The 19,407-nt window shown below is 49.6% G+C and carries 15 protein-coding genes and 2 tRNA genes; all 17 read right to left on the bottom strand.

Annotated elements, in window-relative coordinates; genetic code table 11:
* Positions 1-46 precede the first annotated feature (46 nt).
* The 17 genes from ftsH to purR all read right to left on the bottom strand — a co-directional run bounded on the left by ftsH (position 47) and on the right by purR (position 19,381).
* Positions 47-2,071: an ATP-dependent zinc metalloprotease FtsH gene (ftsH, locus tag KNO73_RS14380; RefSeq protein WP_012727720.1), complete on the bottom strand. Its 2,025-nt coding sequence runs from the start codon at positions 2,069-2,071 to the stop codon at positions 47-49.
* A gap of 105 nt (positions 2,072-2,176) precedes the next feature.
* The gene (gene hpt, locus KNO73_RS14375; protein WP_012727721.1) at positions 2,177-2,722 is read right to left on the bottom strand and encodes a hypoxanthine phosphoribosyltransferase; all 546 of its coding nucleotides are present in this window, start codon (positions 2,720-2,722) and stop codon (positions 2,177-2,179) included.
* 35 nt (positions 2,723-2,757) lie between these two features.
* The gene (gene tilS, locus KNO73_RS14370) at positions 2,758-3,984 is read right to left on the bottom strand and encodes a tRNA lysidine(34) synthetase TilS (RefSeq protein WP_215112668.1); all 1,227 of its coding nucleotides are present in this window, start codon (positions 3,982-3,984) and stop codon (positions 2,758-2,760) included.
* Positions 3,985-4,052: 68 nt separating this feature from the next.
* Positions 4,053-4,124: transfer RNA gene (locus KNO73_RS14365), tRNA-Glu, on the bottom strand.
* Between the two features lie 9 nt (positions 4,125-4,133).
* Positions 4,134-4,210, bottom strand: a tRNA-Met gene (locus KNO73_RS14360).
* Positions 4,211-4,352: 142 nt separating this feature from the next.
* The gene (locus KNO73_RS14355; protein ID WP_215112667.1) at positions 4,353-6,965 is read right to left on the bottom strand and encodes a YhgE/Pip domain-containing protein; all 2,613 of its coding nucleotides are present in this window, start codon (positions 6,963-6,965) and stop codon (positions 4,353-4,355) included.
* A 201-nt stretch (positions 6,966-7,166) separates the two neighbouring features.
* Complete coding sequence (locus tag KNO73_RS14350; RefSeq protein ID WP_012727724.1) at positions 7,167-7,679, bottom strand: S1 domain-containing RNA-binding protein; 513 nt, start codon at positions 7,677-7,679, stop codon at positions 7,167-7,169.
* Positions 7,680-7,753: 74 nt separating this feature from the next.
* Positions 7,754-8,128 (bottom strand): FtsB family cell division protein, encoded by a 375-nt coding sequence (locus KNO73_RS14345; protein WP_012727725.1) that lies wholly within the window; start codon positions 8,126-8,128, stop codon positions 7,754-7,756.
* Between the two features lie 42 nt (positions 8,129-8,170).
* The gene (locus KNO73_RS14340; RefSeq protein WP_012727726.1) at positions 8,171-8,443 is read right to left on the bottom strand and encodes an RNA-binding S4 domain-containing protein; all 273 of its coding nucleotides are present in this window, start codon (positions 8,441-8,443) and stop codon (positions 8,171-8,173) included.
* Entirely contained in the window at positions 8,440-9,855 is a 1,416-nt protein-coding gene (yabN, locus tag KNO73_RS14335) for a bifunctional methyltransferase/pyrophosphohydrolase YabN (RefSeq protein ID WP_215112666.1), read from the bottom strand. The genes KNO73_RS14340 and yabN overlap by 4 nt, the downstream gene beginning before the upstream one ends.
* 1 nt (position 9,856) lies before the next feature.
* Positions 9,857-11,404 (bottom strand): polysaccharide biosynthesis protein, encoded by a 1,548-nt coding sequence (locus KNO73_RS14330; RefSeq protein WP_215112665.1) that lies wholly within the window; start codon positions 11,402-11,404, stop codon positions 9,857-9,859.
* Complete coding sequence (mfd, locus tag KNO73_RS14325; RefSeq protein WP_215112664.1) at positions 11,388-14,915, bottom strand: transcription-repair coupling factor; 3,528 nt, start codon at positions 14,913-14,915, stop codon at positions 11,388-11,390. Before mfd ends, KNO73_RS14330 begins: the two co-directional genes overlap by 17 nt.
* A gap of 45 nt (positions 14,916-14,960) precedes the next feature.
* Positions 14,961-15,518: an aminoacyl-tRNA hydrolase gene (gene pth / locus KNO73_RS14320; RefSeq protein ID WP_215112663.1), complete on the bottom strand. Its 558-nt coding sequence runs from the start codon at positions 15,516-15,518 to the stop codon at positions 14,961-14,963.
* Between the two features lie 56 nt (positions 15,519-15,574).
* Positions 15,575-16,531, bottom strand: a complete 957-nt coding sequence (locus KNO73_RS14315) for a ribose-phosphate diphosphokinase (RefSeq protein ID WP_012727731.1) — start codon at positions 16,529-16,531, stop codon at positions 15,575-15,577.
* 45 nt (positions 16,532-16,576) lie between these two features.
* Positions 16,577-17,932, bottom strand: coding sequence for a bifunctional UDP-N-acetylglucosamine diphosphorylase/glucosamine-1-phosphate N-acetyltransferase GlmU (gene glmU, locus KNO73_RS14310; RefSeq protein WP_012727732.1), 1,356 nt, complete (start codon positions 17,930-17,932; stop codon positions 16,577-16,579).
* 184 nt (positions 17,933-18,116) lie between these two features.
* Entirely contained in the window at positions 18,117-18,416 is a 300-nt protein-coding gene (spoVG, locus tag KNO73_RS14305; RefSeq protein ID WP_012727733.1) for a septation regulator SpoVG, read from the bottom strand.
* Between the two features lie 140 nt (positions 18,417-18,556).
* On the bottom strand, positions 18,557-19,381 hold the full coding sequence (gene purR, locus KNO73_RS14300; protein ID WP_012727734.1) for a pur operon repressor: 825 nt from the start codon (positions 19,379-19,381) through the stop codon (positions 18,557-18,559).
* Positions 19,382-19,407 lie beyond the last annotated feature (26 nt).

The raw sequence follows: 19,407 nt of genomic DNA, 5'->3' as shown, positions 1-19,407 counted from the left end.
ACACGAAAAAAGACGAATGCCTCGTCAAGGGCATTCGTCTTTTTCATTAACGTGATTCGTTATTCGGACGTTCTGTCGGTGTCGCTTCTGGCTTATCGCCTTCAGGTACGACATCCGGCTGACTGTCTTGGACAACTTCAGGTTGATCGACGACTTGACCGTGTTGAACGGCTGCATCATCTTTCTTCGCTGCGTCATCCGCATCCGTCGATCCATCCACGTCCTCTTCCGGCTCATGCGGGAGATATTCTCGTGTCTTGATCAAATGACGAATCTGTTTCGAGTCAAGCGTCTCGACATCAAGCAACGTCTTCGCAACGAGTTCGAGATCTTCGCGACGATCTGTCAAAATCTGCTTCGCTTTCGCGTAACAGCGATTGATGATGTCTCGAATCTCCAAATCGATTTCTTGCGCAATCGCATCCGAGTAGTTCTGCTCTGTCTGGAAATCACGACCGAGGAAGACTTGTCCGCCATGGTTTGAACCGAGCTGGAGCGGTCCGAGTTTATCGCTCATCCCGTAATCCATGACCATCTTACGTGCGATACCAGTAGCACGTTGGAAGTCATTGCTCGCTCCAGTCGACACTTCTCCAAAGATGACATCTTCGGCGACGCGACCACCAAGAAGACCGACAATCTTGTCTTCGAGTTCAGGTTTTGTCATGAAGTAACGATCTTCTTTCGGAAGCATGACGACATATCCGCCCGCGTTTCCGCGTGGAACGATCGTCACTTTGTGTACTTCATCCGCATTCTCAAGCTCGAGACCGATGATTGTGTGACCTGCTTCGTGATATGCAACAATGTTGCGCTCTTTTTCAGAGATGATGCGGCTCTTCTTCGAAGGACCTGCGATGACGCGGTCAATCGCTTCTTCCACATCGACAACTGAAACGGCTGTACGGTTCGAACGTGCCGCAACGAGTGCCGCTTCGTTCAAGAGGTTCTCCAAGTCTGCCCCAGAGAAACCAGGCGTACGTTGTGCGATCGACTTCAAGTCCACCGTCGAATCGAGTGGCTTGTTGCGCGCATGGACTTTCAGTACTTCTTCGCGTCCTTTGACATCCGGACGATCGACCGTAATTTGACGGTCAAAACGACCTGGACGAAGGAGGGCCGGGTCGAGGATATCTGGACGGTTTGTCGCCGCAACCATGATGATCCCTTCGTTATCACTGAATCCATCCATCTCAACAAGGAGTTGGTTCAATGTTTGTTCACGCTCATCGTGTCCACCACCGAGACCGGCACCACGCTGGCGACCGACCGCATCGATTTCATCGATAAAGATGATACATGGCGCATTCTTTTTCGCATTTTCGAACAAGTCACGAACACGTGACGCCCCGACCCCGACGAACATCTCAACGAAGTCCGAACCTGAGATCGAGAAGAACGGAACACCGGCTTCACCGGCTACCGCACGAGCCAAGAGTGTTTTACCTGTCCCTGGAGGACCTACGAGTAAGACCCCTTTTGGAATACGTGCGCCGAGTTTCGAGAATTTGCGAGGATCTTTCAAGAATTCAACGACTTCGATGAGTTCTTGCTTCTCTTCGTCCGCCCCAGCCACATCTTTGAATGTGACGCGACGTTTCTCTTGGTCGTATAGTTTCGCCTTCGATTTCCCGAAGTTCATCACACGACCACCACCGCCACCACCTTGCGCTTGGTTCAACAAGAAGAAGAACAAGATGAAGATGATAATGAACGGTAAAATCGCGAAGACGATGCTGAACCAGCTACTGTTGGATTCAGCCTCCTCGATTTGAATATCCGTATTCGCTCGAAGCTGCGTTAATACATCCGCATATTCCGCTTCGTTCGCTGGAATGTTTGTTTCATAACGTTGGTCTTCATCTCCTGTAAGATCGCCTGTAATCGAGATAGCCCCCGGGATTTCTTGTACGGTTGCCGTCTCAATCCGATCATCTTCCACATATTCTAGGAATTTCGAATACGAGAGCGTTTCACTCTGACTATTCGGATTCTGCAAATATTGAAGGAACAAGATCAAGGCTAGGAAAATCACACCAAAAACCAATGTGTTTTTCACTGCACGATTCATTCTCTGCCTCCTATTCCGAGAAACGATGTTCTCGCCCATTCAGTATATGCCTATACTTTGGGGATTTCCTTTATCTTACCACGTCACATTTTCAAAAGAAAAACGTTAGCCCCCGTAAACGCTCGGCTTGAGCACACCGACATAAGGAAGGTTACGATATTTCTCTTCATAATCGAGACCGTAGCCGACAACGAATTCGTGTGGAATCACGAAACCGCTATAGTCTGCTGATAAACCATTTTTACGACCAGTCGGCTTATCGAGAAGCGTGACGATCTTCACAGACTTCGCTTTACGGTATTTAAGAAGATCGACGAGATAACCAAGCGTCAATCCACTATCAATAATATCTTCTACAATCAAGATGTCGCGTCCTTCTACAGATGTATTTAAATCTTTCTCGATTTTCACTTCACCTGTCGAAGAAGTTCCTCCGTGATACGTCGACACGTCCATGAAGTCCATCTCTAAATGAATGTCCATTTCTTTGACGAGGTCCGACATGAACGGCATCGCGCCTTTCAATACACATACGAGAAGTGGGAACTCTTCTTTATAGTCTTCGCTCAATGTTCCAGCGAGTTCTTTCACCTTTTCTTGAATCTCTTCACGTGAGATTAAAATTTTCTCCATATCGTTCATTAATGACATCTTGAAATCCTCCTCTTTCTGTTTCGACACAATCATCATTTTACCATTAATCGTAGACAAATCGCATCCGACTTGTCTAGAAAATCTGAAACTCTTACCCCGACAATCGCGAGAATTCGCCCTGAGGCGTCCTCAAGCAACGGGAGAGTCGGTCGAATGGTTCGCTCAACCTTTTCATCGATTAGGATGCGGGACACTTTTTTTGTCCCCACGTTCAACTTCATCCGGTCCCCCGGTGCGAGCGAACGAATTGTCAGCGGATAAGTGATTTCCTTTAGCGGAATACCTTCTCGTCCTTCTTCGATGGACAACGAAACCGTACGCTTTCCAAATTGAACGACGGCCGGTAACGACTCGACCTGAACGGGGTGAAGTGATGCTTCTGTCGAACGTTGTACAAGATTAAGTACCCTCTTCCGCTTCATCATGAACCACTCACCCGACAGGTGGTAGGTCCCGGTATCCTTTTGACTTGTCCTTAGCTTCTCAAGCGCCTCATTGACCTCTACCCCATAGCGACGGGATAGCAAGCGAGCGACCGTATACCGTTCAAGCGAGGATAAGCGATTGAATTCATCAAGTTTCACATGAAACGCTTTCATTCCAAGCTCTACGTTTGCTTCAATCCATTGCTCACATGACTGGTAACGCCTGTCCCATTCAGCGAATGCCTGTTTCGCCGTATCGTATACATCGTCAACGACTGTCGGCCACAGTTGTTTCAGCCTCGGGATGATTTCGTGACGGATCCGATTCCGTAAATAGGTCACTTCCTGATTGGTGGCATCTTCCCTCCAGGCAAGTTCGTTTTTCCGAGCATACTCGATGAGTTGCACCTTTGTTTCTCTTAATAAAGGACGGATCAACGTCCCACGCCCGAACGTTCTTCTCTCGGGAATTCCTTTCACTTCGATCACGTTTCGGTGAAGTTGAATGAGCACCGTCTCCAACACATCATCCGCATGATGAGCCGTGGCCAGTGTATCGTATCCATGTTCATTCATGACGTCTTCAAAAAAGCGGTAGCGGGCCTTACGGTAATGAGCCTGTGATGCTCCTTCTTGAAAATGGAGACGCGTACCATGAAACGCGACTTGGTAGGATGCCGCTACGTGTGCGACGAACGTGTACTCTTCATCTGATGCTTCTCGTAAACCGTGATGGACGTGCGCCACCGCCACATCCCATCCTTGCTTGACGAGACGGTCCAATAAGACAATGGAATCGACTCCACCCGACACAGCGACGAGTACCTTTTTCATGAATTTCCTCCTTGATATAACAAAAGAAGCCATCTCGATTGAGATGGCTTCTTTACGCTTAGGTTAAGTGACCCGTACGGGATTCGAACCCGTGTTACCGCCGTGAAAGGGCGGTGTCTTAACCGCTTGACCAACGGGCCTAAATAAAATGGTAGCGGCGGAGGGAGTCGAACCCACGACCTCACGGGTATGAACCGTACGCTCTAGCCAGCTGAGCTACACCGCCATGTTATTGTTGTGTCCTAAGCACATTTTCTATAATAACCAGTCACCATTCGAGTGTCAATTCTTTTTTTATATTTTTTTAAGAAAAAAATCGTGTATAGTGTCGTCTTCCCCACTATACACGATTTTGTATCGTATTTACATCATGCTTCTGATGCGACTTGACGATATTTTTTCTTCCATGCGATCCGGAAGTACGCCCATAGTAATGCAAAACATCCGGCAGCCACAAACACTAAATAGGTTGTCGCCGTCTGCAAGTACTGCGCACCATCTGCCGATAAAATTTCTTTATATCCGGCAACCGTATACGTCATTGGAAGCAAGGCATTGAACGGTTGCAACGCTCTTGGAATCAATTCAAGCGGGAACGTCCCGGCTGACGTCGTCAATTGTAAAATCAACAAGACGATTGCCGCGAAACGTCCAGGGTTTCCGAGTGTTGTCACGAGCAACTGTACGATAAAGAGGAACGTGATGCTCGTCAACCAGCTGAAACCGAAGAATTTTAATGGTTCGCTCACTTCAAGACCGAGCAGTTGCACCATCGCCACATCGAGAATCAAGGCTTGCAGGAATCCGACGACCATGAGGACACCAGATTTCGACAATACCCACGAAAGACTACGTTTCGGACGTCCTGCTGGATCGTATAACGGATAAACGATCGAGAGAAGGAGTGCTCCAACGAAAAGTCCGAGTGACATGAAGTATGGAGCGAATCCAGTACCGTAGTTAGGCACCTCGTGAATCGAGTTGTCGACGAGCGACACTGGACCGGCCATCATCTCGACGTTGTCATCCGTTAAACCGATGTCTGCGTCTTTCGCACCTTTCACTAAGGCGTCACGAAGTTCATCGCTACCTGATGCGAGCTCCTTCATGCCGTCAGCGAGTTCACCGCTACCGTCTGAAAGTTCTTCTCCACCATTCGCGAGCTGATTCGCGCCATCCGTCAGCTTGCTCGTTCCGGCTCCGGCACTCTTCGCGCCTTCGGCCAGTTCACGACTTCCTGACTGCAGCTTTTGACCACCATCCGCTAACTGATTCGCACCATTCACCAATTCATTTGTACCGGTGCTTGCGCTCTTCGCTCCATCCGCAAGCTTTTCGCTACCTTCAGACAACTGTCCGGTCGCGTCTACAAGCTTGTCACTTCCAGCGGCGAGTTCAGTTGTCCCATCTTGAAGTTGTGTCGCGCCTTGATTGAGCTTCGCACTCGCTGACACAAGTTCTTGGGAACGATCGGCCGCCGTTTGAGTACCTTGCTCGATTTGACTTGAACCACTTGCCAACGCGTTCGCACCTTCGGCTAATTTCGTTTGACCGGCACTCAAGTCAGAAAGTCCAGTCGACAGTTTGTTTGCACCTGTACCTGCCTGATCAAGACCTGCACCAAGTGCGACCTGTCCTTCTTTCACTTTTGCAGCACCAGCGGATAGTTGATCAAACCCGGCCGCCGTCTCTTGCTTCCCTTCGCTCAGTTGTGCAGCGATGGCTTGAAGCATTTCAGGTGATGCCGATTGACCCGACTCAGCGAGTGCTGTCAATTGTCCAATCAACTCATCTTGTTTCGCAGTCAATTCAGACTTCATTTGTCCGATCCCATTGACCACGTCTGTTTGACCCGCGACAAGTGCCGCGTTTCCTTCCTTCGCCTGAGTCAACGCTCCTGTGAGTTTTGTGGCACCATCCTGTAATGCAGATGCCCCCTCTTTTGAGCGCTCGATTCCGGCAGCAAGGTCTTGAACACCTTGGTTCAACGTCTTCGCACCTGTGTGTAGTTCATCTAGTTTCGATGCGAACGCCCCTGTTCCGTCAACGAGTTGGCTCGTCCCGCCTTGTAAGGCAGAAGCGCCCTCACTGACACGATGGACCCCGTCCGCAAGTGAGGCTGAGCCCTCGTACACTTGTTGACTGCCATCCGCGAGTGCAGATGAGCCATCAGCCAATTGCGAAACACCATCACGTAATTGACTTGCTCCATTCGCGAGCTCCCGTTGTTTCGAAGCGAGAAGCTTCGTCCCATCCGCGAGTTCAGATGAACCATCGGCCAACTGAGTCATCCCATCGTTTAATTGGCTTGCTCCATCCGCGAGCTCACGTTGTTTCGAAGCGAGAAGCTTCGTCCCGTCCGCCAACTTGACGGCACCGTCTTTTGCTGACGTTGAGCCGTCCGCAAGTGTCGCTGCACCATCTGCGGCTTCACCAAGTCCGTCTGCCACATCATTCAATCCGTCTTTCAACGCACTGACATACTGTTTCGAGACTTCGGTCGACAGTTCCGCTTTGACTTGTTCCATCGCGGAACCACCGATTTGTGCGGCTAAGAAGTTATACGATTCATTTGCGATATACTTCAGTTCGAGTTGCTCCGGATGTTCATCTAAAGCAGTCGTCGCTTTTTCTGAAAAGTCTTTTGGAATCTCGATCGCCATGTAGTAGTCATGGTCTTTCAGTCCAGATTCCGCTTCTTTCTTCGTCGTTTCGACGAACTTGAACGCCTCCGAATCCAGCAGCTTATCAATGAGGTCATCTCCAATCGCAAGCGACTCTCCTTCAAACGTTGCCCCTTTGTCTTCATTGACGATGGCGACCGGCAAATCTTTCATCTGTCCATACGGATCCCAAAAAGCCCATAGGAACATCCCTGCGTACATTAACGGTACGAGTGCGACTGCGAGAATCGGAACCAACACACGTGGGTTCTTGAAGATACTTCGCCACTCCGCCATCCACAGTTTCCATCCATTCATTTTTCTCTCCACCTTCACTTATAAAACATAACTATTTTTTCATGTTCCCTATTTTGCTCCCTTCCTCGAAAAAAAGCAACTCTTTTAGCTATTTTTTATAAATTTTTAAACAGAAAAAAAGCCATGAACGAAAATGTTCATGGCTCGTCTCATTACAAGACCTCTATGGTTACGAGTAGAAGCTAATTGGTATACGAAGGATTACCCGCGCTTGGCTCCGCGTCCACCGCGTTTTGAGTCTGTTTGACGTTTCAACGTCGAAAGACGCTCGTCGCTATCTTTCAAGAACTTACTCATCAATGTATCGAATGTTTCTGGTTCACGACGTTGTTCACGACGACCGCCACCACGTGGGCCGCCACCGCGTGGACCGCCGCCACCGCGTGGACCACCTTGACCTGGGCCACCTGGACGTGGGCCACGAGAGAAACGCTCACCAGCTGGACGCTCAGGACGCTCAGGACGTTCGCTTACAGGACGGTCGACTGCTTTCTTGATGGACAACCCAATTTTCCCATCATTTTCGACGTTCAACACTTTTACCGTGACTTCTTGACCGACTGTCAACACTTCGTTAATGTCTTTGACGTAAGAGTCTGCCACTTCACTGATGTGTACTAATCCTGTCTTGCCATTTGGGAGCTCGACGAACGCTCCGAAATGCGTAATCCCTGTAACCTTACCTTGTACCTTGCTTCCTACTTCAATTGACATAAAATAATGTACTCCTTTTTTGATTGATTCTTTCTAATTATACGAGTCGTTTCCCTAACGGTCAACGAACCGACTTATTCCTCTGGCGAGAAGTAGAAAATAATCTCTCCATCTTTAGAGAAAAGCAGTTCGTTTCGTGCTAAGTTCGCGATATAATCCTCATCCTGTAACCGTTCCACTTGCTCTTTCAACTCATCCTGTTCGGCCTGCTGTTCACGCAACTCCACTTTTGCTTGTGCGTAGGCTTGTTGCTGGTCCGATACGTACCCTACTTTCGAGAAGTAGCTCTGTCCAATCAACACCATGACAAATAAAAACAGGAGAGAGGCTGCTGCCAAACGACGTCGAAGATGAACTCGTCGGCGATGTGTATCTTTTTCTAACTGTTCTCTACGCTCATCTAGCGCTCGAATGCGTCGTTGTCGATCCATCGGATTACGTCCGTTCATCGCCTCATCCCCCTCCTCTTAATACATTAAGTATACTTTTTTTTATGAGTTGATACTACCGTCCATCTTCTCTTCTTTAAGTAAACGATACATTTCTTTCGCATCTTCTTTACGTGCATGTTCTGCGATTGAATCGATGACGACCGTGACGAGTTTATTTCCGAAGCGAATTTGTAACTCATCTCCGACTTTGACTTCTGTGCTCGCCTTCGCGACTTGCCCATTCAGTTGAATTCGTCCTTGGTCCGCCACTTCTTTTGCCAAAGTGCGACGCTTGATTAGACGTGACACTTTTAAAAACTTATCTAGTCTCATAAACCTTTCTCCTTTGCCTCGTTCCAAAGCGCATCCATCTGTTCGAGTGTCATCTGGTGAAGGTCACCGTTCGCTTCCACATACTCGAATCGACGTTTGAACTTTCGGTTCGTCTGTTCTAATGCTTGCTCGGCATTCAGCCCAACGTATCGCGCAATGTTCACGATGGAGAACAATACGTCTCCAAGTTCCGATTCATCACTTAGGTCTTCATGCCATTCTTTTAACTCTTCTTCCAGTTTTTCGAAGGCACCGGATACGTCATCCCACTCAAATCCGACGTGAGCCGCTTTCTTTTGAAGTTGCTCCGCTCGCATCAATGAAGGTTGGTCGACGAGAACACCATCGAGTTGCGATTGTTTCTTTTCCCCTTTTTCCGTCTGTTTAATCGCATTCCAGTTTTTCACCACGTCAGAGGCATCTTCGACGGTGACATCGCCAAAGACGTGTGGATGGCGGCGCACCATCTTCTCACTGATGGAACCGATTACGTCACGAATATCGAAATAGCCCTCATCTTCTCCGATTTGAGCATGCAACATCACTTGGAGCAAGACGTCACCGAGTTCTTCGATGATGGCATCATCGTCTTCTGCATTGATTGCTTCAATCAACTCATACGCCTCTTCTAATAGGTACTTGCGAAGTGACGCATGCGTCTGTTTACGATCCCACGGGCACCCGTCTGGTCCTCGAAGCGTTGCGATGATTTGTTTGAGTGTCGCAAAATCCTTCGCCAAATACGATTCATCCACGAGCGGTGGAACGTAGAGGGTCGTCAAGTTATTCACTTCCGCCATCCGGTCCATTTCGAATAACGGAATGTGCTCAATCCGTTCTTGCGTCGTACCGGCAGCCGTCACAAGGGTGACGGGATGGTCATCCGGATACCGTTCCATCAATTGCACTTTGACGTCACCCGCCACGAATCCATCGTACACTTGCCCGATAAGCACATGTTGGGTCACCTGCAAACGTTCAAAGTCGAGCGCAGTCGCATCAAGCAGTTGAAATCCATTGATTGGATCAATTCGGAGCGCCTGGAACATGGCATCGAGGAAGCTCTGTCCACCGAGCACATGAAGATCGGCTCCCCGTTCCACCAATAGTTCGACGGTCCGTTCCGCTACGAACGGATGGCCCGGTACGGCGTATGTGATCGTCATTTCTTCACTTTTACTCAATAACGTCTCGACAATCTGGTCGTATACTTCTTCAAACGTATCACTCGATTCATAGACCGAATCAAATGATTCGAACACGAGTCCTTCCGCTTCTAACTCTTGAACGACAGGGTGTTCTTTTGTGCGCAACCAGACGAGCGGTTGCTGCTTTAAATGGCGGTACACACCGAGCGGCAATTGATTCAACTCACCAGACCCGAGTCCGACCACCGTGATTGTATAACCCATATTAGTTCTCCTTTTTCTCGAGCACGTCGAGCAGACGACTTCCGAACGGGATCAGTTCCCATTCCGCAAGTGACAGCATTCGCGTACTCCATAATCTCCATACATAGAGGAAGGCACCGCTACACACCATTCCGATTAACCAACCGAACGCAGTGATTCGCGAGTCGACCCACATCTGACCTAGCCAGTTTAACACGGCAATGAGGATCAGCATGGGTACGAGGGCTTTCCATAGCGACTTATAGTGTTTCGATCGAAATGATCCGAGCGGAATCGAGCGGTCAAGCGCCCGAAAATTATAGAATGCCATCGCTAAAAATCCAATCGACGTCCCGATTGCCGCGCCTTCGATTCCGTAACTCGGGACAAGCCATGCGTTTACCATACTTTTCATTAAAATTGCGACGACCATACTTCGTGCCGCGACCCACTCTCGGTCAATCGCCTGTAAACATGTCATACTCGCAATCGCCAAGGAGGCAGCAAACGTACTCGTCGCTAAGAAGACAAGGGCTCGCGTCCCGGACTCGTCTTCAAACAAGGCCACGTTCAAGAAAAACATGACTCCCATCAACCCGATGGTCGCTGCACCAGCAATCGCCGTCGTCACACGAATCATCGACCGGAGTCCCTGCGTCGTCTTTTGGAGATGCCCTGCCCGATAGTGACGGACGAGCGTCGGCACGTTGGCCATCCCGATGGTCGTGGTGAACAAAATGGCGAATTGCACGAGCGGATATCCTCGATCGAACACTCCTTTGCTCACCTTCGCCTCATATGTGCCACCCATCAAATTGACGATGGTGAAGGAGTCGACCAGTTGCATCCATAAAATCCCGAGTGATGCGAATCCGACCGCGAAACCCGTCGTCAACAAGAGTTTCATTCCTCTCCGAAACGTGACGCGGCGCACCCTCACAATCCGCACTCCTCGTGCGCGATAAACTAAAAAGGCAATCGCCACAAGCCCACCGATGAGCGTCGCACCATACGCATATTGACTGAGCGTATATGCATCTTTTCCGAGACGGACCCCAATCCATAATAGGGACAGCATGACCGTCACGCGGACAAAGTTCTCGAGCACTTGCGACCATGCGCTCGGTCGTAAGTCATCTCTCGATTGAAAAGCCCCGCGCAACACGGCTGACGCCGGCATGAGCAAATAACTCAAACTGATCACGCGAAGTGCAGGAGCTAGCTGCTCATCTCCAAGCCATTTCGCTAGGGTCGGGGCAAACAGCCATACCGTGACGACAAGCATGGACGAGAGTAGAAGCAAGGCGTAAAAGCTTCCCCATAAGACTTCTAACTTACGATTCGTCCCTTTCGCACCGACGCCGATTTTCGCAATGACGACCGGCATCGCATAAATGCCGAGTGACGCCACGATGGCCGCGAACGGATAGACGGTTTGATAGGCATAAAGTCCGAAGTCCCCCGCCAAGTTTTGATAGGGGACACGATAGGCGAAGCTGATCAGTTTCGATACGTAGCCGGCAAGGGCGAACAGAACGACGCCTTGCGCAAACTTACTTGGCGACCGCATCGCCCACCAACCGCTTCATCAGTTCTTCTAATACAGTATCGGCATCATTCAAGAGCTCTGTTAGCGGCATCCGACCGCTGAGTGACAGTTTCAAGGCACCGTCTTCTTGCCCTACGCCAAGCTTGCGACCAAGAGGCATCGACCACTCCATGAAGGACGGGACATCCAGAGCCGTCGTCGATTCTTTCGATAAGACAATCTCGATGCGTCCTGGCGTCTGCTTGATTCGACTCACTTTTGCCAGTTCTCCATAAATACGTAGACGTGTCAATTGAATGAGCAGCGCGACCGGTTCTGGGAATTCACCAAACCGTTCAATCAGTTCATCTTGAAGGGCGAACAACGCGCTCGGCGTATCTACATATTTGAAGCGTTTGTACATCTCAATCTTCAATTCGCTATCTGACAAGTAATCATCAGGAATATACGCATCGGCCTGGAACGTGATCTCCGGTTTGAAGACGACTTGTTTCGCTTGTCCACGCATGCGGTCTTTCCGTTCCTCAATGGCTTCAGAGAGCATTTGTGAGTACAGATCGAAACCGACCGAATCGATGAATCCAGACTGTTGTGCACCGAGTAAGTTTCCGGCTCCACGAATCGACAAGTCGCGCATCGCAATCTTAAAACCACTGCCGAGCTCTGTGAACTCTTTGATGGCCTGAAGACGACTTTCTGCCACTTCCGTCAAGCGCTTGTCTTTCCGATACGTAAAGTACGCATAGGCGATGCGATTCGAACGTCCGACACGACCTCGGAGTTGGTAGAGCTGGGACAGTCCCATTTTGTCGGCATCGTGGACGATGAGGGTGTTGACGTTTGGAATGTCGATTCCCGTCTCGATGATTGTCGTTGAGACTAAAATATCCGCCTCGCCCTCTAGGAAGCTGATCAACTGGCTCTCGAGCTCACTTTCAGTCATACGTCCATGGGCCGTAGCAATTCGTGCATCGGGCAATAAGGCCCGAATCTCTTCCGCTTTTCGTTCGATCCCTTCGACGCGGTTATAGAGGAAGAACGCCTGTCCTCCGCGAGCGAGTTCACGTTCGAGCGCTTCACGCAAGACGATGCCGTCGTATTCCATGACGTATGTTTGGACAGGATAACGATTCTCTGGCGGTGTCTCTAATACGGACAAATCACGGATTCCGATCATCGACATATGCAATGTCCGTGGAATCGGAGTCGCCGTCAGCGTCAGGACATCGATGTTCGTCTTCAGCTGCTTCAGACGCTCTTTATGTTTGACGCCGAACCGTTGTTCTTCATCGATGATGACGAGACCGAGATTGGCGAACGTCACGTCTTTTGACAACACGCGGTGTGTCCCGACGACGATGTCGATGGTACCTTCTTTCAACCCTTTCTTCGTCGCGGTCATCTCGCTCTTCGAACGGAAACGACTCATGACCGATACGTTGATCGGGAATTCGCTGAACCGCTCGAGCATCGTTTCATAATGCTGTTGGGCGAGGACGGTCGTCGGGACAAGAAAGGCCACTTGTTTACCGGCGAGTACGGCTTTGAACGCCGCCCGAATTGCCACTTCCGTTTTCCCGTATCCGACATCTCCACACAAAAGGCGATCCATCGGACGGGAGCGTTCCATATCCGCCTTGATTTCTGCAATCGAACGGACCTGGTCTTCTGTCTCGGCGTACGGGAAAGAGGATTCGAACTGACCCATTTCTTCATCGTCCGGAGGGAACGCGAAACCGACCGAGGCCTCTCGTGCCGCGTACAATTTAATGAGCTCATCAGCAATGTCTTCAACCGATTTGGCAACTTTCGATTTTACTTTCTTCCACTCGGTGCCGCCGAGTTTATAAATCTTTGGCTCTTTTCCTTCGGCACCGACATATTTTTGGACGAGATCGATTTGATCGACCGGCACGTAGAGGGCGTCGTCCCCTGCATAGACGAGGTGCAGGTAATCCTGATGGATCCCACCGACCTCGATTGTTTTAATGCCAAGGTACTTCCCGATTCCGTGGTGCACATGGACGACATAATCATTCGGCTTCAGCTCTTGGTAACTCTTGATTCGTTCGGCATTCGTCAAATTCTTCGTCTGACGTTTTCGTTTCGTCACACGCTTGAATAACTCTTCTTCCGATACGACAACGAGACGGCTCGTCGACAGTTCGAATCCACCTTCGATTTGACCGATGATGACCGAGACACGTCTCGGTTCTAACTCTCCATCGACATTGGTGAAAGTCGAGGCGATTCCATAGTCGGAAAGAAGCGCTTCGATTTTATCTGCACGCGACTTATCTCCCGCAAGTACGACGATGCGTTGATCACCTTGCTGCCATCGCTCGACTTCCTGTTTCAATAGATGCATCTGACCATGGAACGCCGGTAGCGGACGACAGCTCAAATGGACCGTATCGCTCTCCGGAATACCTGAACGACGAGACGGAAGCAAGGAGAACGCCACTTGCTTCAAGTCGCGGAAGACTTTATGCATCGGGACGGCGAGCGTGTAATTACTGACGGCTTCTCCTTTTTCGATGAGTGAAGAGAACCATTCCGCCTCTTCGCGGTCCTGTACGTCGGCAGCGTCATCGATTCGTGCCACCTCATCTAAAATGAGGACGGCGTCTTTCCCAACGTAGTCAAGGAGCGTGGACGTATAGAGCAATGGCGAATACTTCCCAACTTTCTCCGGGAGGTCTCCACGCTCAAGCCGCTCGATGTCTGTCACGACTCCCTCTTCAAGGGCTTGACGGATGACTTCATTTCCAATCAATTCGACGGTTCGGTCGTACTGTTTCCGAAGCGCACCGCCCGCCTGCTTCAGCTGATTCTCCGTTGCGATGAACTCGGTCGCAGGCGTAATGCACACTTCCCCCACTACACCAAGCGAGCGTTGCGTTTCCGCGTCAAACGTGAAAATGGAGTCAATCTCGGTGTCGAACAAATCGATTCGATATGGGCGCGCTTCCGTAAGAGGATAAACGTCTAGAATACTCCCTCGTACGGAAAATTCACCAGGTGTGGTCACCGTTGCCGTTCGTTCGTAGCCCATGCCCGTCAATTGTTTCGCAAAATCCGCTAAATCGAGGTCACTTCCCGGCTTCAACATAACGCGACTATCTTGCCACGCTTCCGGACTCGGTACATAGCGTCGTAATCCACCAAGCGGCACGACAACAACGCCTCCTGTTTGGTCGAGGAGACGAGTACGGGCATCGATTCGGGCAGCTAGCAGTTCCGGACTAGACGTCAGTGACAGTTCACCTGCTAGCGTCTCATCGATTGGATATAAGAGCGTTTTGTCCGGACCGATGAGTGATTCAAGTTGATCGAACATCTTTTGGGCTTGATACATGTTATGCGTCACGACGACGAGACGTCTCGATGACGATTTCACGAGTCCCGCCAAGATGAGGGCTTTCGCGCTTGTCGTCAATCCCGTCACCAATTGACGGTCCACTTTTTGGAGTCGCTCTCGAATCACATTCGTTTCAGGGAGCGCCACCATAAATCTCTCTAAAGCATTCATTTGTTTTCCTCCAACTCATACGACAAAAAAGGGTGCAATGACCCTTTAGTTGTATCGATTCATCAGCGCCAGCCAATCTGTGTCCACAAAATCAGTGGCTGCAGTTACGGCGTTATCGAGTGTTTCATTTAATGCCGGCAACTCGTCTTTGCGATAGTTCATCAACACCCAGTCGACGACTTTAATCGGGTGCGGGGGACGACCGATTCCGAGCTTTAATCGTTTGAATTCAGCCGTTCCTAAGTGTTGAATGAGAGATTTGATCCCATTATGACCACCCGCGCTCCCTTTCGGACGGAAACGAAGCTTGCCGGGCACCATATCCAAATCGTCATAAATGACTAATAAATCATCAATCTCAATCTTATAATAATCTAAAATGGGACGAACGGCTTCACCCGACAAGTTCATATACGTGAGTGGTTTGACGAGTACTACGCGTTCACCATTGATTCTTCCCGTTCCCATAAGGGCATTAAACTTCGCTTCATTCAGCGAGACGCCATGCTTTTCGGCGAGACGGTCAATCGCTAAAAACCCGACATTGTGTCGCGTCATCTCAAACTTTTTCCCGGGATTCCCAAGACCGACGATGCATTTCATATCATTTCCTCCTGAACAAAAAAGCCCAAAGGCGAATGCCTCCGGGCCTCGTTTTTTTAATCGAATAGGGTACTGACCGATTTATGCTCGTGTACGCGCATAATCGCTTCCCCAAGCAAATGGGCGACCGACATTTGCTTGATCTTGCTCGAGCAAGGGCGACCCGTCAAATCGATGGTATTTAAGACGACCAACTCTTTGATTGATGAATTGTCGATCCGCTCCATCGCTGGTCCAGAAAGAACTGGATGTGTACAAGACGCATACACTTCTTTCGCACCCGCTTCGACGATAGCATCTGCCGCAAGTGTGATCGTTCCAGCTGTATCGATAATGTCGTCAATCAAAATCGCCGTTTTCCCTTCGACACTGCCGACGATATTCATGACTTCAGCGACGTTCGCTTTCGGACGACGCTTGTCAATGATAGCAATCGGCGCTTTCAAACGTTCTGCCAATTTACGTGCACGTGTCACGCCACCGTGGTCTGGAGAAACGACCACGATATCTTTCGCTTGAAACTCTTCTGTTTCAAAGTAAGTCGAGATGAGCGGTACACCAAGTAATTGGTCAACCGGAATATTGAAGAATCCTTGAATTTGCGCTGCATGCAAATCCATCGTGATGACGCGTGTCGCACCCGCTACTGTAAGAAGGTCAGCGACAAGTTTCGCCGTGATCGGTTCACGCGAGCGTGCTTTACGGTCTTGACGTGCGTATCCATAATACGGCATCACGATGTTGATCGTACGGACAGAAGCACGTTTGAGTGCATCGATCATGACAAGCAATTCCATGAGCGTTTCGTTTACAGGCGAGCTTGTTGATTGGATGACATACACATCATCTCCACGAACACTTTCCTCGATGTTGATATAGAGTTCACCGTCGCTGAAACGTTTGACTTGGCAATCGCTGAGCGGGACACCAATTTCTTTCGCGATTTCTTCAGCAAGCGGGCGGTTCGAGTTTAAGCTAAATAGACGAATTTCTCGTTCGTATACAGTAGACATGTTTAGGATTCTCCTCCGTTGTTTTCCATAATGATTGGCAGCAAGTTATCGTTTTGTGTAGCCTTCTTTATTCGTTTGGCGTTCGCGTGCAATCGCTAGCGCCTCTTCTGGTACATCACTCGTAATCGTCGATCCAGCAGCGACAATCGCGCCTTTCCCGACTTTTACAGGGGCAATCAAGTTGACGTTACAGCCAACGAATGCATCGTCTTCCACGACTGTCTCGAACTTGTTCTTACCGTCATAGTTCACTGTGATCGAGCCACAGCCTAAGTTGACGCGCTCACCGATTGACGCATCCCCGATATAGCTCAAGTGTGACGCTTTCGCACCGTCACCGAACGTCGATTTTTTAATCTCTACAAAGTTGCCGACGCGCGTGTTCGCACCGAGGACAGCTTGTTGACGTAAGTGAGCGAACGGTCCGACTTGAGCCGCCTCACCGATTCGGCTATCAGTCACGACAGACTGGCGTACGACGGCATGGTCTTCAATCACACTGTTGCGGATGTCCGAGTTTGGTCCGATGACACATTCTGAGCCAATCGTCGTCTTGCCAAGAATGACCGTTCCCGGATAAATGACCGTATCCGATCCGATGACCACGTCTGGTGAAATGTACGTCGATGCCGGGTCCATGAAGGTAACCCCTTCACGCATGAGACGCTCATTTGTCCGCTTGCGCATGATGGCTTCTGCTTGCGACAAGGCGACGCGGTCATTGACCCCGATCGTCTCATCAAACGTCGGTGCTGTATGCGCCGCAACCACTTCGCCCGCTTCTTTTGCGATTGAAATGACGTCAGGTAAGTAATATTCGCCCTGTGCATTGTTGTTCCCGACTTGTTTGAGTGCATCGAACAACAATTCGTTATCGAATACGTACGTCCCTGTGTTGATTTCATTGATGGCGAGTTCTGCCTCTGAAGCATCTTTATGTTCCACGACTTTCGTCACATTCCCATCTTCACCACGAACGACTCGACCATATCCGGTCGCATCGTCAGCAATCGCAGTCAACACCGTGACTTTTGCTTGTTGCGCTTCGTGATGCGCGAGAAGGGCTTCTAACGTCTCTGCCGTGAGTAACGGTGTATCTCCACAGACGACAAGCGTCGCCCCTGATTTACCCGCAAGCTCTGCTTCAGCCATCTGAACAGCGTGCCCTGTTCCAAGCTGTTCTTCCTGGACCGCATACTCTACCCGTGTGCCGAGCGTGTCTTGTACCGCTTCCGCCCCATGGCCAACGATTACGATTTGACGACTGACACCGATTTGGTCTAACTGATCGACAACATGCTCGACCATTGGTTTCCCTAGAACTGGATGAAGTACTTTATATAACTTCGACTTCATTCGCGTCCCTTTTCCTGCTGCCAAAATGACTGCAAAACGCTCCATGCTTGATTCGCTCCTATCTCACAACAGCTGTGATTGGTCTGTATAGTTCGGCTTTTCTGCAACTAAATCCTATTTACACCGTTTCTACTATATCGAAACCATGCCTTCGTTTCAATAGTTGTACCGTTCCTTAACCATTGAAACGCAAAAAAACAGCGGCAGGCAACCTAACCGCTGTTTTCTGTCATTCATGTGTACCGTATGACACATGTTGTGGGTCAAGGATTTCCACATCCATATTGGAATAGGTTTCCAATACAGCGGCTTCGACCTTTTGTCGCATCTCCCCGTTAATCGGATGCGCAATATCCCGAAAAATCCCTTCTGGTGTCCGTTTGCTCGGCATGGCGACAAATAGACCGCTACTTCCTTCGATGATTCGAAGGTCATGTACAACGAATTCATGGTCAAGTGTGATTGAGGCCAACGCTTTCATTCTGCCTTCTGTCGCGACTTTGCGAATTTTTACGTCTGTGATCTGCATGTTTCGCATCCCCTTTTTCATCGTTGTCTACGCCATGGTGTGATCTTCTGTAAGGTTCAGTTGGTTTCAAACGAACGTCATGACTTCATATTGATAACTCTATACCCTCTAATCATAAAACGAAATCAAAATTTTGCCAATCACTTTAAGAATTGTTCCACATTCCCCCGCGAAATGGTGACAAGCCCTTCATCAGGATCGACATTCGTTAACTTCATCAAGCTGACGTATTCACTCACCATCTTCTTCTCGGCTCCTTCGGCCTCCATCAAGACACCGACGCCCGCAAGGTTAGCCTCGAATTCATTCAAGAGACTCATCATCCCACGAATCGTTCCGCCGGCCTTCATAAAGTCGTCAATTAGGAGCACATTCGCACCACGTGGCAGACTGCGACGTGCGAGCGCCATCGTACGGATCGCTTTCGATGAACCCGATACATAATTGATACTGACGGTCGAGCCTTCTGTGACACGGCTATCCGAACGAACGATGACAAACGGAACACCTAACTGCTCAGCGACCGCATAGGCAAGTGGAATCCCTTTCGTCGCAATCGTCATGACCACATCGACTTTACGGTCGGCGAAGACGGACGCAAAGACCTGCCCCATCGGTTTCACCTGACTTGGATTACCTAGTACATCCGTGAGGTAGAGATAGCCTCCTGGTAAGAGACGCTCCGGTTTTGATAGTTGCTCACAGAGCGTGTCAATCATCTCCAGCGACTTTTCCTTACTCCATCCCGGGATGAACATGACACCACCGGCTGCACCAGGGACAGTCACCAGTTTTCCAATCCCATCATGGGACAACATTTCACTGACAATGACAAGGTCTTCACTAATCGACGACTTTGCAGCTTTATAACGACTTGAAAACATCGACAACGAGACAAGCTGATGCGGATGATCAAGTAAATAACGGGTCATATCGACGAGACGACCACTTCTACGAATTTTCATACGGATTCTCCTTCACATCTTCAATA

It is taken from the genome of Exiguobacterium sp. s83, assembly GCF_018617095.1.
Lineage (GTDB): Bacteria > Bacillota > Bacilli > Exiguobacteriales > Exiguobacteriaceae > Exiguobacterium > Exiguobacterium profundum.
Note: the sequence above shows the minus strand (reverse complement) of the source record. Positions and strands in the feature narration are given on the sequence as shown.